The following is a 14,513-nucleotide window of genomic DNA, read 5'->3' as shown; positions in this document are numbered from 1 at the left end:
GAGGCAGGAGGGGGCCAGCGCCGGCGGCCGGCGCGCGGACGGGCTCTGCATCGATGGTTCCGAGCAGCACTATGAAATGCGCTGAACCCCCGGTCGTCGAGACGACCGGGGGTTCAGCCCGATTGTGGAGCTGCCGGGAATTGAACCCGGGTCCTCCGCAGCATCGGCAGGACTTCTCCGTGCGCAGTCCGCGTTGGCCTCTACTCGGATCTCGCCCTCATGCGGACGTGTTGGCGATGACGATCCCAGTCACTGTGAGTTGTCCCGACCCACCCCGTGACCGGGTGAGCCGGTGATCCCTCTAGATGATGCCGGGTTCCGGGGCGAGAGCGACCCCGGGCCGACAGACTACGGGCTCGCTATCAGGCAGCGAGGGCGTAGTCGCGCTGATTGGTATCGGCGCGTAATTGGTTGCCACGACGCTTACGGTGGTCTCTGGCCTGCACCGGCACGCTTCCCCTGCGTCAGCTCACGTAGTCGAAACCACATCAGCCCCTCAGGAGCCGCCGACTTCCGCCGACGGACCTCCAACCATACCCCCGGGGACCGTCGAATACCAGGGTGACGTCCGTCTCCGGTCAGCCAAGCGTGAGGAGGACGATCGCGACGCCGGCCAGGCCCAGCCCGGCCAGTTGGACCGCGCGCATCCGCTCGCCCCCATGCGTGACCGCCAGCGCGACGGTGAAGGCGGGGTACAGGGCGGCGATGACGCTGACGAGGGAGAGCATCCCTGCCTGGGAGGCGAAGTAGAACGCACCATTCGCGATCGCGTCGAACACGGCGATCACCACCCCGATCGCGATGAGACGGCGCGGGAAGCGGAACGACTCACGCGCGGCCACGGCAGCGGCGAGCAACATCACCGTCGCGCCTACCCGCGACGCCGCGACCGGCCAGAGCCCCTCGCCCGCGGGCACCCGCGACAACAGGACGAAGAAGGCGGCGAACGCCGAGCCCGACACCACCGACATCACCAGGAGCGACGCCGTCAACCGCCCGTGCGCGGCGGACGAGCCGTCCGCGCCCTCCAGGGACACGAGGACGGTGGCCACGAGCGCCACCGCCATCCCCGCCATCGCCGCGGACCCGGGCCGCTCCCCCGCCGCCAACCCGAAGGCCAGAGGTCCGGCGGCGGCCAGGACCGCCGTGATCGGCGAGATGACGCTCATCGGCCCCCGGGACAGCGCCACATAGAACGTCCACACCGCGGCGCCGGATGCGAGCCCGGACGCCAACCCCCACCCCAGGCCCGCCGGAGTAGGTGACCCGCCCGCGACGAGGGCCGCGACCCCCACGAGCACGATCGAGACAGGGTAGGCCACGCTGACGACGCGCAACGCCCGCGCGCGGCGGGACGCCACGCCACCGAGATAGTCACTGATGCCGTACGCCACCGCCGAGGTCGACGCCAGCGCGACCGGCATCACGCCCGCATGCCCTTGATCTTCCTGCCCAGCTCGCGGACCGCTTCGCGCTCGGCCGTCCGCCGGGCGATGTCCTGCCGCTTGTCGTGGGCCTGCTTACCCCGCGCGACGGCCAGTTCGACCTTGACGCGACCGTTCACGAAGTAGAGCGACAACGGGACGAGCGTCGCGTTCCCGTCGCGCACCTTGCCCACGAGCGAGTCGATCTCCCGGCGGTGTAGCAGGAGCTTCCGCGCCCGCTTGGGGGCATGATTCGTCCAGCTCCCGTGCGAATACTCGGGGATGTGGAGCCCGCGGAGCCACACCTCGCCGTCGTCGACCGTCGCGAACGCGTCGACCAGCGAGGCCTTACCCTCCCGCATGCTCTTGATCTCGGTGCCCACGAGGGCGATCCCGGCCTCGTAGGTGTCCAGGATGTGGAAATCGTGCCTGGCCTTGCGGTTACTCGCGACGATGCTCCCGTCGGAGCCGAGGGAGGACGCGCCCTTCTTCTTGTTTTTCTTGGCCACGTCGGTTCACCTCCTCGTTGCTGTTGCGCAGCCCCCAGAGTCTAGACGAGCCGGAAGGGGCGGCGGCCGTCAGTGCCGGGCCATCAGTACCGGGCCATCAGTGCCGGACCGTCAGCCTCAGGGTCACCCACGCCGTCAACGCGGAGGCCACCGCGCCGGCGACGACGAGCCCCGGGGCGAGAACCAGAATGTCGGAGGTCGTGATCCTCTCGACGAGATTCGCCCGGTACGCCTCGTCCAGCACCCTGTCGAGGAACACGCTCTTGGCCACCAACAGACCCCCCACCGCAAGGACGGCGCCGGTGATCGCCGCGATCACCGCTTCGAGCACGAACGGCAACTCGGTGTACCACCGGCTCGCGCCCACCAGGCGCATGATCCCGACCGCGGTGCGTCGCGTGAACGCCGCGATCTGGGTCATGTTGGCGATGAGCAGGACGGTCGCCACGAGCTGAACCACCGCTATGGCGAACGCCGCGTTGCGGATGCCGCCGAGAACCGAGAAGACGCGCTCGACCAGCTCACCCTGCCCCTGCACGACCTCGATCCCGGACACGTCCGCCAGATCCACCGCGACCTCCTCCGCCCGCGTCGGATCGGACAGAGTGAGGGTGAACCGCGAGCCGAGAGCGTCCGGCGACGTCGACTCCACCAGAACCGGGTCGGTCGAGGCGAACAGCTCGACGAACTCGGAGTAGGTCTCCTGCGGGTTCTTGTACTCCACCGACGCCACGCCCGGCGTCTCCTCGAGCTGCTCGCGAATTCCCGCGCACTCCGCCGCACACTCCGGGTCCTCGACGGAGATCGAGCGGTCCACGTAGACGCGGAACTCGTTGAGGTAGTCGTACTTGGCCTGGCTCGCGGACGCGGTCATCGCCACCAGCAGCCCGGCGCCCAGCATCCCCAGCGCGACGGCCGTGGTGATGATCATGGCCAGCGTCATGGAGAGGTTCCGGCGCAGTCCCTGGGCGACCTCAGAGGCGATGAATCGGACGGCCATCAGCGATCCACCCCGTAAGTCCCGCGCGCGTCATCCCGCACGACTGCACCGTCGACCAGCTCCACGACCCGGCGGCGCGACCGGTCCACGATGTGGCGGTCGTGCGTGGCCATGAGCACCGTGGTGCCCGTCCTGTTGATCCGGTCGAGCAGCAGCATGATGTCCTCACTGGTCTCCGGGTCGAGATTGCCCGTCGGCTCGTCCGCGAGCAGCAGCACGGGACGGTTCACGAACGCCCGCGCGATGGCGACGCGCTGCTGCTCTCCCCCGGACAACTCGTGCGGCCGACGGTTCGCCTTGGTGCCCAGTCCGACCATGTCGAGCGTCTCCGGGACGACCTTCTCGATGGTCCGGCGGGACTTGCCGATGACCTGGAGCGCGAACGCCACGTTCTCCGCGACCGTCTTGCCCGGCAGGAGGCGGAAATCCTGGAACACGCAGCCGAGCGAACGCCGCAGCCCGGGCACATTCGAGTTCTTCATGCGTGTGAGGTCGTGGCCGGCCACGACGAGCCGACCCGAGTCCGGCCGTTCCTCCCTCAACAGCAGCCGCAGGAAGGTCGACTTACCGGAGCCGGAGGCACCGATGAGGAAGGCGAACTCGCCGTCGTCGATCTCCACGCTCACATCGGACAGAGCCGGACGCGTCACGGACGCGTACGACTTGGTCACACGGTCAGCACTGATCACGCCAGTAGCCTAGCGCCACACCCGTCACTGTCGGCGCTGCTGGCCGAACACCGCGATCCGCCGGCGGGGCCGCCGAAGCGCCGCCCGGTGCCCGAGCGAGAGGCGTCACCCCTCGAGGGCGCCGCCGCTCGGAACAGAGGTCGGAACGCCCTCGGGTGCCTGCTGACCGGTCTGCTGTTGCGACTGCTGCTGAGGCTGCTCCTGCGGCGCCTGTTGCTGCGGCGCCTGCGTCTGCTCCTGCCGGGTGGGAGTCGATCCCGCCGTTCCGCGCAAGCCACCCGGGCCCGGGCTGGTGGTGGCGGTGCCCTCGGGGCCGGTGGTCGTCGTCCCGGTCGTCGCGGTCCCCGTCTGATCCGGCCCTGTCGTGGGAGTGGGATCGGTGGTGCCCGTAATCTCCGACGGCCCGGTCTGCTCGGACGATGACTCAGCCGGCTCGGTCGGCGCACTGGTCGCGGGCGGGGCCGGCGGGCCGAAGGCGACGACCGGCTGCTCACGGACGAGCAGATACAGCACCCCGGCGACGACGAACGCGCCGAGAAGGATCGCGGTCGTCCGCGACATCGACAGGAACTCCCCGATCAGCGCCACGATCGCGGGCTTCGGCCGGCGTGAGGGCGCGTCGGGCGGTGGCGTGCCGCCGAGGCCCAGCGGATCGGGCTGTTCGCGGGCGGACGGGTCCTGGCGCAGCACGGGCTCCTGACGCGTGGCGTCATCCTCCCGGGCCGTACCGGCGTCGGGTGTCGTATCAGCGTCGGGGGTCGCGTCGGCGCCCCGGGCCACGTCACCGTCGCGGATCGGGTCGTCGTTCCGGGTCGTGTCGTCGTTCCGGGTCGTGTCGTCGTTCCGGGTCGTGTCGTCGTTCCGGGTCGTGTCGTCGTCTCTGTGCCGTGCCATCAGACGCTCCCCTCTCCGGTCTGCGGGCGGAGCATCCCCGCCCGGATGGCCGCGAGCGCCTCCGGTTCCAGGACTATGCCCTCCTGCCTGAACCGTCGCAGGATCACCGCGCGCATGCGCCGGCCGACCTCCCACTGCATTCCCGGCTTGGTGCGGGCGAGCAGGCGGATGATGGTCTGCTCCAGCTTGATGGACTGCACGCCCATCACGGACGGCTCGTCGAGCACGTACTCGCCCACACGGTCGTCGTCGACGATGTCCCGGCACACCTCGGCCAGCACCTCGTGCGCCTTGTCCATGTCGGCGTTGTTGGGGACCGGAACGTCGATGATCGCCCGCGCCCAGTCCTGCGACTGGTTGACGGCGGTGACAATCTGACCGTTGGGGACGATCACGGCCTCACCGTCCAGCGTGCGCAGCCGGGTGACGCGGAGAGTGACGTCCTCGATGGTGCCGGCGGCGACGCCGGTCGCTGTCGTGAGCTCCACGATGTCGCCGTACCCGTACTGCCTCTCGGCGAGGACGAAGAATCCCGCGAGGAAGTCCTGGACGATCTTCTGCGCGCCGAAGCCCAGTGCCGCGCCGAGGACGGTCGCCGGCGCGACCAGGGCGACGAGGTTCACGCCGAAGCGCAGGAGGATCTGGATCCCGAAGAGGACGTAGAGGACGGCGACGGCGACATAGGAGAGCACCTGGATCAGCGAGTGCAGGTGCTTGGACTCCTCGGACCACAGCTCCTTGTCCGCGTTCTTGGCGTCGATCCGGCCGGTCCACATCCGGGCGATCTTGCCGATCACGCGGGTCAGCAGGGCCGCCCCCAGGACGAGGAGGACGACCTCCAGACCCTCGTTGCTCAGCCAACGGAGAATTCCGCTGAAGTCGGTCTGGACCCTCACTAGGCGTCGGCCCCCTCCCGCATCCGCCACCGGATGCCGGCCTCGATGAATCCGTCGATGTCACCGTCGAGCACCGCCGACGGGTTGTTGACCTCGTGCTCGGTCCGGAGGTCCTTGACCATCTGGTACGGGTGCAGCACGTAGGAGCGCATCTGGTTGCCCCACGACGCGTTGCCGCCCGAACCGAGGGCGTCCATCGCGGCCCGTTCCTCCTGCCGCTTGCGCTCGAGCAGCTTGGCCTGCAGAACCTTCATGGCCGCGACCTTGTTCTGCAGCTGCGACTTCTCGTTCTGACACGTCACGACGATCCCCGTGGGGATGTGCGTGAGGCGCACCGCGGAGTCGGTGGTGTTGACCGACTGCCCACCGGGACCCGACGAGCGGTACACGTCGACGCGGACCTCGTTCTCCGGGACCTCGATCGAGTCGACCGTCTCGACCACGGGAAGCACCTCGACCTCGGCGAAGGAGGTCTGGCGGCGCCCCTGGTTGTCGAACGGCGAGATGCGCACGAGGCGGTGGGTGCCCTGCTCGACCGAGAGGGTGCCGTACATGTACGGGTCCTTGACGATGAAGGTGGCGGACTTGATGCCGGCCTCCTCCGCGTACGAGGTGTCGTAGACCTCGACCTTGTGGCCGTTCTTCTCCGCCCAGCGCACGTACATCCGCATGAGCATCTCCGCGAAGTCCGCGGCGTCGACACCGCCGGCGCCCGCGCGGATGTTCACGACGGCCTCACGCTGGTCGTACTCACCGCTGAGCATCGTCTTGACCTCCATGGCCTCGACGTCCTCACGCAGGCTCGCCCGCTCGGCATCCGCCTCCTCGACGGCGTCGCCGCCTTCCTCCTCCGCGAGCTCGTACATCAGCGGCAGATCCTCGATCCGCTGCCGCAGTTCGCGGCAGCGACGTAGGTCCGCCTGGATGTACGACAGCTCGCTGGTGACCTTCTGAGCCCGGTCCTGGTCGTTCCACAGGTCCGGGTCGGCGGCCATCTGCTCGAGCTCGTCGACGCGGCGGGCGAGCTCGTCGATGTCGAGAACCTTCTCGACGGTGGTCATGGTCGCGTCGAGGGCTGCGATGTCGGCGGAGACTTCAGGGTGCACGAGATCCGAGTCTACGCGGCCCGGGCGTCGCCCACCGTTTCCCCGCCCGTCGCCCCGACGTGACCCGCCACATCACCCGTGGTCGCCCGCCGCGGGTAGCGTCGAGAGCCGCGGACCCGCTGCCGCCCGTGGTCAGCGCGCCGCGACCCCAGCGGAGGAAGTGCATGTCCATCGACACCGGCCACCCGCGCCCCCCGTCCGACGAGCTCACCGGGCGACTGTCCGACGTCGACCTGGCCGCCCGCCTCGTCGTCGACGCCGGCACCCTGGCGCGCCGCCTGCGCGAGGACGGACTCGACGTCCGGCGCAAGACGTCCGTCTCGGACGTCGTCACCGAGGCGGACGACGCCGCCGAACGACACATCACCGCGCTTCTCGCCGCCCACCGGCCGGACGACGGCGTCCTCGGCGAAGAGGGAACCCTGGTCGCCGGCGGCCACGACCGGCGGTGGGTCGTGGACCCCGTCGACGGCACCTACAACTTCGTCTCCGGCTCCGACTACTGGTGCTCGGCAGTGGCACTCAGCGGCCCCGACGACTACCTGCTCGGCGCGGTCCACCGCCCCGCCACCGGCGAGACCTTCGTCGGCGGCTCCGAGACGCCCACCCGCCGCAACGGCGTCCCCGTGACCCCGCTGTCCCCCGGCGACCTCGCCGCCGGCAGTCTCGCCACCTACCTCCACCCGCCGTTCCTCACCGACCCCGATCTGGCCGAGCCGTTCCACCGCGTGAGCCGGGGCGCGGCGACCATCCGGATGCTCGGATCCGGATCGGTCGACCTGGCCTCGGTCGCCTGCGGGATCCACACCGTGTGGTGCCAGCACTCCTGCCCGGAGTGGGACTGGCTGCCCGGCCGCGCACTCGTCGAGGGCGCGGGCGGGGTCTGCGCGACCGTGGAGGTCAACGGCTACGACTGGTTCGTGGCGGGCCGCCAGGGTGCCGTCGACCAGGCGGTCGCCCTGCTCCGCGGCTGAACCAACCCCCGCCGAACAACGGTGCCGAGAACTTCAGGGGAAAGTGTGGCGCTCGGAACTTACTCCGAAGTAAGGTGTTGGCGACCACACCGCCCACCGTCCGTCACGAGAACAGCTGGTGATGATGAGTAAGAACCCCACGACCCCGCCCACGACGGGACGCGCGAAGACCTCCACACCGGGCAAGAACCCCACACGCATCGACGCCATCGGCGCCGCGATGCGTGCGCTGACCACGATCACCGGGTCGGAGTTCGCCGAGCGGTTCGGACTGCGCCAGAAGGTCGACCGGGTGACCTACGAGGCCACCAAGACCGGATTCAAGACCCTCGGGGCAGCGACCAAGTCGTTCAAGAAGGTGTCCGGCGGCGGCGCGCCCAAGCGCCTACCCGACGCCGACACCGAGGCGCGGCCCGACCTGTTCGACCTCACGCTGGACGAGGACCAGCAGATGATCTCCCAGACCGTGCGCGAGTTCGCCACCGAGGTCATCCGCCCGGCCGCCCACGACGCCGACGCCGCCGCCGAGGCACCCGCCTCACTTCTCGAGCGGTCCGCCGAGATCGGCGCCACCATGCTCAACGTCCCGGAGGAGTTCGAGGGCATCGCCTCCGAGCGCGGCGTGGTGACCAACTCCCTCGTCGCCGAGGCCCTCGCCTACGGCGATATGGGCCTGGCCCTGCCGATCCTCGCGCCGTCCGGCGTGGCCACCACCCTGACCCAGTTCGGATCCGACACCCAGCAGAAGTCCTACCTGCCGGCGTTCGCCTCCGAGAAGGTCCCGGCCGCCGCCGTCGTGGTGGCCGAGCCCCGGCCACTGTTCGACCCGTTCGACCTGAAGACGACCGCCGTGCGTACCCCCGGCGGCTTCACGCTCAACGGCGTCAAGTCGATGGTGCCCACGGCCGGGAGCGCGGAACTCTTCGTCGTCGCCGCCACCCTCGACGGCGCGCCGACCTTCTTCTTCGTGGAATCCGACACCGACGGACTCGTGGTGGAGGCCGATCCGTCCATGGGCCTGCGCGCCGCCGGCCTGGGTCGCCTCGTCCTCACCGACGTGGCCGTGCCCGCCGACGCGATCCTCGGCGGCCCGGACGTGTCCCCCGAGGACCGCGCCGCCGCCTACGCCGACGTGATCCGCCTCTCGCGCCTCGGATGGGCGTCGCTGGCCGTGGGCACCTCCCACGCGGTCCTCGACTACGTCACGCCCTACGTCAAGGAGCGCCACGCGTTCGGCGAGCCCATCGCGCACCGCCAGGCGGTCGCGTTCGCGGTGGCCGACATGGCCACCGAGCTCGACGGCATGCGCCTGGTCACCTGGCGCGGCGCCTCCCGCGCCGAGCAGGGGCTGTCGTTCGCCCGCGAGGCCGCCCTGGCCCGCAAGATCGCCGCCGACAAGGGGATGAAGATCGGCCTCGACGGTGTCCAGCTGCTGGGCGGGCACGGGTTCACCAAGGAGCATCCCGTCGAGCGCTGGTACCGCGACCTGCGCGCCGTGGGCGTGGCCGAGGGCGTGGTGGTCCTGTGACCGCCCCCCGCCCCGCCACCCTCCCGAACCGGACCAAGGACATCCAGCGATGATCAACCTCGAACTACCCAAGAAGCTGCAGGTGGGCGCTAATCAGGCTCGCCAGGTGGCCACCCAGATCTTCCGGCCCATCTCGCGCAAGTACGACCTCGCCGAGCACGAGTACCCCGTGGAACTCGACACCCTCAAGGCCATGATGGAGGCCATGGAGGACGCCGGCCAGGCCGCCTCGGGCGCCACGATGGGATCCGGCGGCGCCCCCAAGCGCGAGGGCGTTTCCAACGGCGGCAACATGAAATCGCTGCTCAACATCATCGAGACCTGCTGGGGCGATGTCGGCCTCACGCTCTCGATCCCCCGGCAGGGCCTGGGGAACTCCGCCATCGCGGCCGTGGCCAACGACGAGCAGATGGAGAAGTTCGGCCGCGTGTGGGCCTCCATGGCCATCACCGAGCCGGACTTCGGCTCCGACTCCGCCGCCGTGTCGGCCACCGCCCGCCTCGACGGCGACGAGTACGTCCTCAACGGCACCAAGATCTTCGTCACCTCCGGTGCCCGTGCCGACCACATCGTCGTGTGGGCGACCCTGGACAAGAGCAAGGGCCGCGCCGCCATCAAGTCCTTCGTCGTGCCGCGCGACCACCCCGGCGTCTCCGTGGACCGGCTCGAGCACAAGCTCGGCATCCGCGCCTCCGACACCGCGCAGATCACCTTCACCGACTGCCGCGTCCCCAAGGAGAACCTCCTGGGCGACCCGGAGATCCGCGTGGACAAGGGCTTCGCCGGCGCCATGCAGACGTTCGACAACACCCGTCCGCTGGTCGCGGGCATGGCGGTGGGCGTCGCGCGCGCCGCGCTCGAGGAGATCCGCACGCTCCTCGAGGAGGCCGGGATGGAGATCGACTACGACCGGCCCGCCACCAGCCAGCCCGCCGCCGTGGCCAAGTACCTCGAGCTCGAGGCCGACTGGGAGGCCGCGTACCTCCTCACGCTGCGCGCGGCGTGGATGGCCGACAACAAGATGCCCAACACCAAGGAAGCGTCGATGTGCAAGGCCAAGGCCGGGCGCACCGGCTCTGCCGTGACACTGGGCGCCGTCGAACTCGCGGGCAGCTACGGCTACTCCGAGCGCAGCTTCCTCGAGAAGTGGTCGCGCGATTCCAAGATCCTCGACATCTTCGAGGGCACCCAGCAGATCCAGCAGCTGGTCATCGCCCGGCGCATCCTCGACCTGTCGAGCGCCGAGCTGAAGTGAGCTGACCCGCCGGACGGGTCGACGAGACCCGTCGGATCAACGAGAAGAGCGTTCCGCACACCACGCCGAGGGGGTGTGCGGAACGCTCTTCTCGATGGATCCCGGGGCCGGCCGGGCCGTCAGGCCATCCGGAAGCCGCTGCCGGGCCAGTTGCGCGCGGTGGCGTCGGCGACGATCGCGTCGAACGAGTACCCCAGCGCGGGCAGGAAGAACGGCGACTGGGCCGGGTGCAGGCACGAGGGCAGGACAGGGCCGAGGCTGCCGGCCGCCCCGGCCGCCGGCGGCATGTGGCCGCCCGAGACCAGGCCCACGAGCCGGCCGTCGCGGGTGATGGGCCCGCCGGAATCCCCGTACCCGGCACACGCGTGGCTCCAGAACCTGTCGCCCTCGCGCTGCCAGGTGATGCCGCACGTGTGGCCGGTCGACAGTCCGTCCTTGCAGACGACGTCGCCGAACTGCGGAGCCGGGGCTCGGCCGACGACGCCGGCCTGCCGGACGGGAACCGCGACGCCCGGGTCCAGGCGGATGACCGAGTAGTCGAGGATCTCGTTGCGGGTGGCGACCGTGCCGATCACGCCCGCGCCCTGGTTGTCGCGGAGGATGACCGGGACGTTGATCCGATCGCTGCAGTGGGCGGCCGTGAACGCGACCGGGGTGCCCGCCGCGTCGTAGCCGGCGGCGGTGATGGTGCATCCCGCCACTCCCCCGACGAGCACGGGGGTCGCGCCGCCGACGGGCACCGCCGCCTGGGCGGCTGCGGGCGCCATCAGCGTGGCGGCGCCGGCCATCACGGCCGTCGCGGCGAATTTCGCCAGACGGGTGAACCTCATGAGCGTGTCCTTCCCACCCCTGGCGGAATGCCCGGGTCTACGCTCCGTCAGACTAGCGGCCGGGGCCCCGCCGTGCACGACGCACGCGCGCGTCACCGGCCCGCCTCCCGAATCCGGGTGCGGCGCCACCGCCCCAGCGGCACACCGCCGGTCAATGCTCCCCGACCGTGATCCGGAGGGTGGGACGTCGGTCGTCGGCACCGCCGATCCGAGACCAGATCGCGGCCACGATCGGTTCGAGGAACAGTTCGCCGACCTGCCCCATGAGAGTGCGCACCACCTGGACCTTGTCCGAGGAGCGCGTGGAGGCGTGGCCGCCGCGGCGCAGACTCTCGACCTCCCTGGTGGTGAGGTCGACGATCGCCGCGAGCAGCGGAGCGCCCCGGCCGTCGGGCTCTATCAGGGCGCGGTTGATGTACTTCACCACCATCGGGTTGCGCTCGAGCATGTCGCGCACGGCGGCGTCGCGGGCCGCGACCACCTCCGCCGGGGACCCGGTGTTCTCGACGGTCGCCAGCGCGTCGACGACGTGCTCCACCACGAGGTCGTCCACCGCGCGGCGCAGCCCCTCCTTGGTGCCGAAGTGATGCTGGATCAGCCCGATGGTCACGCCGACCTCGGCGGCGACGCGGCGCATGGAGACCCGGTCCTCGCCGTGGTCCGAGTACAGCTCCAGGGCGGCGTACCGGATCCGCGCGCGGGCGGTGAGGTCGCCATCGGCGGAGCGCGGCGGGCCGGAGTCGCCCGCCTCTGCGCCGCCGCCGGACCCGGGGCCATCTGAACCCACCTCGCCCATCACGCACACCTCTCGCCGCGACGTGCGGCGCCCGCGGCGACCGCCGGAATGACGACCATACACCTGTATGCCATGCGGTTGTATGGTGGTGCTCGACAAGGCCACGCCGGCCCCCACCTCACTCTGGAGTCGCCCCGTGTTAGAGCCCGCCCCCTTCCGCTCCCCCTGGATGACCGACGACCTGGACGCTCTCCGAGCGCACACCCGCGCCTTCCTCGAGAAGGAGACCGCCCCGCACCTCGAGCGGTGGGCCGAGCAGGGCGCGGTGGACCGCGAGTTCTGGAACAAGGCCGGCGACGCGGGCCTGTTGTGCATCTCGATCCCCGAGGAATACGGGGGCGGCGGCGGCTCGTTCGCCCACGAGGCCGTCATCGCGGAGGAGCAGACCCGGGCGCTGGACGACGGCTGGGGCAACTCGGTCCACAGCACGATCGTCGCCCACTACATCCTCCAGTACGGCACCCAGGAGCAGAAGCAGCGTTGGCTGCCGAAGCTCGCGACCGGCGAGATGGTGGGCGCCATCGCCATGACCGAGCCCGGCGCCGGGTCGGACCTGCAGGCACTGCGCACCACGGCCACGCGCGACGGCGACGACTTCGTGGTCAACGGCTCCAAGACGTTCATCTCCAACGGCATGCACTGCGACCTGCTCGTCATCGTGGCGCGCACGGGCGGCGAGGGCGCGCAGGGCCTGTCCCTGCTGGTGGCCGAGACGCCGGGGCTGGAGGGCTTCAACCGCGGCCGCAAGCTCGACAAGATCGGCCTGAAGTACCAGGACACGATGGAGTTGTTCTTCGACGACATGCGCGTCCCGGCGGGCAACATCCTGGGCGGCGAGGGCCAGGAGGGGCAGGGCTTCATCCAGCTGATGCAGCAGCTCCCGCAGGAGCGCCTCATCATCGCGGTGACCGCGGTCGCCGCCGCCGAGACCGCCGTGCGCCTGGCGACCGACTACGCCAAGGAGCGCGAGGCGTTCGGCAAGCCGATCCTCAAGTTCCAGAACCTGCGCTTCGAGCTGGCCGAGTGTAAGACCGAGGCGCTGGCCGCCCGCACTCTGCTGGACCACTGCATCTCGCTGCATTTGGCGGGCGAGCTCGACCCGGCGACGGCGTCCATGGCCAAGTACTTCTGCACGGACAAGCAGTGCGAGATCATCGACCGCTGCCTGCAGGTCTTCGGCGGCTACGGCTTCATGACCGAGTACCCGATCGCCCGCATGTACGCCTCGGCGCGCGTGCAGAAGATCTACGGCGGGACCAACGAGATCATGAAGGAGCTGATCTCCCGGACGCTCTAGAGTCCCGAGCCCTCCCGCAGGTCCGCGACGATCTGGCGGACGGCGTCACGGCCCGCCCGGTTGGCCCCCACGGTCGACTGGGACGGGCCGTAGCCGATGAGGAACAGTCTCGGCTCGTCGAGCGCCCGTCCGCCGGCGATGCGGATCCCGCCCTCGGCCGTCCGCAGCCCGAGCGGGGCGAGATGGGCGATCGCGGGCCGGAACCCGGTGGCCCAGAGGATGACGTCCGCCGGCTCGAGCCGCCCGTCGGGCATCCGCACTCCGTCGGGCTCGATGCGGGTGAACATCGGGTGGCGCACGAGGACGCCGCGCGCGTCGGCGCGGTCGATCCACGGCGCGCGGTACATGCCGGTGACGCGGATGACACTCTCCGGCGGCAGCCCCCTCGCCGTGCGCTCGGCGACGCGGTCGATGGCCGCGGAGAAGTTCTCCGGAGGCGGCCCGGTCTCCCACTCGATCTCCCGCCGCGTCACCCACAGGGTGTCGGCGACACGGGAGATCTCCTCGAGCAGCTGCGTGGCCGAGATGCCGGCGCCGACGATCACGACGCGCTGCCCGGCGAACTCGTCGGCCGACACGTAGTCGTGGACGTGGACCTGTCGCCCGCGGAAGGTCTCCTGTCCGGGGTAGTACGGCCAGAACGGTCGGGTCCAGGTGCCGGTGGCGTTGATGACGTAGCGGGCCGCCCAGGTCCGTGGGTCGCCGGGGCGGGGCGCGCCGGTCGGTTCGGTGACGACGACGAGGTGGTCGCCGGCCGGGTCGTCCCGCCCGGGGACAGGTCTGCGTACCGAGCGGACGCGGACCGGCCGCCGGACGTCGAGGTCGTGGCGGGCCTCGTAGTCGGCGAAGTAGCGGGGCAGGATCTCGCGGCTGGGCGTGTCCGGGTCGGCGTCGGGCACGGGGTGGTCCGGGAGGGCGAAGATCCCGTTGACCGTGCGCATGGTGAGCGACTCCCAGCGGTGCTGCCACGCGCCGCCCGGGGCCTCGTCGGCGTCGAGCATGACGAAGGTGCGGTCGCTCCGGTCCTCACCCGTGGCCCGACCGGCCGGGGCGAAGCCACGGCGTCGCAGGTGGTATCCGGCGGACAGGCCGGCCTGCCCGGCTCCGATGACGACCACGTCGACGGGCGCGGCGGGTGTCCCGGGTTCGAGTGTCACGCCCCCATGGTCGGTCATCCGGGCCGTCCGAGTCGACGAGGGCCCTTCGTCGATGGCGGCGCGGGTCTTCATACCGGTGTCCTCCAGGGTCCGCAGCAGGTCCCCGGGGGGTTCGACGCCGGCGGGCGTGCGGTGGTCGCCGACGCGGATCGGACACT

14 protein-coding genes and 1 other RNA gene are annotated in these 14,513 nt (G+C 70.6%); 4 read left to right on the top strand and 11 right to left on the bottom strand.

Annotated elements, in window-relative coordinates; genetic code table 11:
* Window positions 1-122 precede the first annotated feature (122 nt).
* From ssrA to prfB, 8 genes are all read right to left on the bottom strand, one after another.
* Window positions 123-496, bottom strand: a transfer-messenger RNA (tmRNA) gene (ssrA, locus tag DCI01S_RS14545).
* Window positions 497-578: 82 nt separating this feature from the next.
* A complete protein-coding gene (locus DCI01S_RS14540) occupies window positions 579-1,424 on the bottom strand; it encodes a DMT family transporter (RefSeq protein WP_061229891.1) in 846 nt (281 codons plus the stop codon).
* The gene (gene smpB, locus DCI01S_RS14535) at window positions 1,424-1,933 is read right to left on the bottom strand and encodes an SsrA-binding protein SmpB (protein ID WP_007633865.1); all 510 of its coding nucleotides are present in this window, start codon (window positions 1,931-1,933) and stop codon (window positions 1,424-1,426) included. Before smpB ends, DCI01S_RS14540 begins: the two co-directional genes overlap by 1 nt.
* 97 nt (window positions 1,934-2,030) lie before the next feature.
* Entirely contained in the window at window positions 2,031-2,933 is a 903-nt protein-coding gene (ftsX, locus tag DCI01S_RS14530) for a permease-like cell division protein FtsX (protein ID WP_007633868.1), read from the bottom strand.
* The gene (gene ftsE, locus DCI01S_RS14525) at window positions 2,933-3,622 is read right to left on the bottom strand and encodes a cell division ATP-binding protein FtsE (RefSeq protein WP_061229890.1); all 690 of its coding nucleotides are present in this window, start codon (window positions 3,620-3,622) and stop codon (window positions 2,933-2,935) included. Before ftsE ends, ftsX begins: the two co-directional genes overlap by 1 nt.
* Window positions 3,623-3,727: 105 nt before the next feature.
* Window positions 3,728-4,516, bottom strand: a complete 789-nt coding sequence (locus tag DCI01S_RS17340; protein ID WP_061229889.1) for a hypothetical protein — start codon at window positions 4,514-4,516, stop codon at window positions 3,728-3,730.
* Complete coding sequence (locus tag DCI01S_RS14515) at window positions 4,516-5,412, bottom strand: mechanosensitive ion channel family protein (RefSeq protein ID WP_061229888.1); 897 nt, start codon at window positions 5,410-5,412, stop codon at window positions 4,516-4,518. Before DCI01S_RS14515 ends, DCI01S_RS17340 begins: the two co-directional genes overlap by 1 nt.
* A complete protein-coding gene (gene prfB, locus DCI01S_RS14510) occupies window positions 5,412-6,518 on the bottom strand; it encodes a peptide chain release factor 2 (RefSeq protein ID WP_007633875.1) in 1,107 nt (368 codons plus the stop codon). The genes DCI01S_RS14515 and prfB overlap by 1 nt, the downstream gene beginning before the upstream one ends.
* Before the next feature lie 164 nt (window positions 6,519-6,682).
* Between prfB and DCI01S_RS14505 the strand changes: the two genes are divergently transcribed.
* The 3 genes from DCI01S_RS14505 to DCI01S_RS14495 all read left to right on the top strand — a co-directional run bounded on the left by DCI01S_RS14505 (window position 6,683) and on the right by DCI01S_RS14495 (window position 10,275).
* Entirely contained in the window at window positions 6,683-7,492 is an 810-nt protein-coding gene (locus tag DCI01S_RS14505; protein ID WP_061229887.1) for an inositol monophosphatase family protein, read from the top strand.
* 121 nt (window positions 7,493-7,613) lie between these two features.
* Window positions 7,614-9,020 (top strand): acyl-CoA dehydrogenase family protein, encoded by a 1,407-nt coding sequence (locus tag DCI01S_RS14500; RefSeq protein ID WP_061229886.1) that lies wholly within the window; start codon window positions 7,614-7,616, stop codon window positions 9,018-9,020.
* 49 nt (window positions 9,021-9,069) lie between these two features.
* The gene (locus tag DCI01S_RS14495; RefSeq protein WP_061229885.1) at window positions 9,070-10,275 is read left to right on the top strand and encodes an acyl-CoA dehydrogenase family protein; all 1,206 of its coding nucleotides are present in this window, start codon (window positions 9,070-9,072) and stop codon (window positions 10,273-10,275) included.
* Between the two features lie 119 nt (window positions 10,276-10,394).
* On the opposite strand, the gene DCI01S_RS14490 is transcribed toward DCI01S_RS14495, so the two are convergent.
* Both DCI01S_RS14490 and DCI01S_RS14485 read right to left on the bottom strand, forming a co-directional pair.
* Complete coding sequence (locus DCI01S_RS14490) at window positions 10,395-11,105, bottom strand: chymotrypsin family serine protease (protein WP_061229884.1); 711 nt, start codon at window positions 11,103-11,105, stop codon at window positions 10,395-10,397.
* Window positions 11,106-11,256: 151 nt separating this feature from the next.
* Entirely contained in the window at window positions 11,257-11,901 is a 645-nt protein-coding gene (locus DCI01S_RS14485; RefSeq protein WP_082767846.1) for a TetR/AcrR family transcriptional regulator, read from the bottom strand.
* Between the two features lie 169 nt (window positions 11,902-12,070).
* Here DCI01S_RS14485 and DCI01S_RS14480 point away from each other — a divergent pair, with 169 nt between their 5' ends.
* Complete coding sequence (locus tag DCI01S_RS14480; RefSeq protein WP_061229893.1) at window positions 12,071-13,198, top strand: acyl-CoA dehydrogenase family protein; 1,128 nt, start codon at window positions 12,071-12,073, stop codon at window positions 13,196-13,198.
* On the opposite strand, the gene DCI01S_RS14475 is transcribed toward DCI01S_RS14480, so the two are convergent.
* Window positions 13,195-14,373 carry an FAD-dependent oxidoreductase gene (locus tag DCI01S_RS14475; protein WP_061229892.1) on the bottom strand — a complete coding sequence of 393 codons (1,179 nt, stop codon included), beginning with the start codon at window positions 14,371-14,373 and terminating at the stop codon, window positions 13,195-13,197. The genes DCI01S_RS14480 and DCI01S_RS14475 overlap by 4 nt on opposite strands.
* Window positions 14,374-14,513 lie beyond the last annotated feature (140 nt).

It is taken from the genome of Dietzia cinnamea NBRC 102147, assembly GCF_001571065.1.
GTDB lineage: Bacteria > Actinomycetota > Actinomycetes > Mycobacteriales > Mycobacteriaceae > Dietzia > Dietzia cinnamea.
The sequence above is the reverse complement of the archived record's forward strand: the minus strand, read 5'-3'. Positions and strand labels throughout refer to the sequence as shown.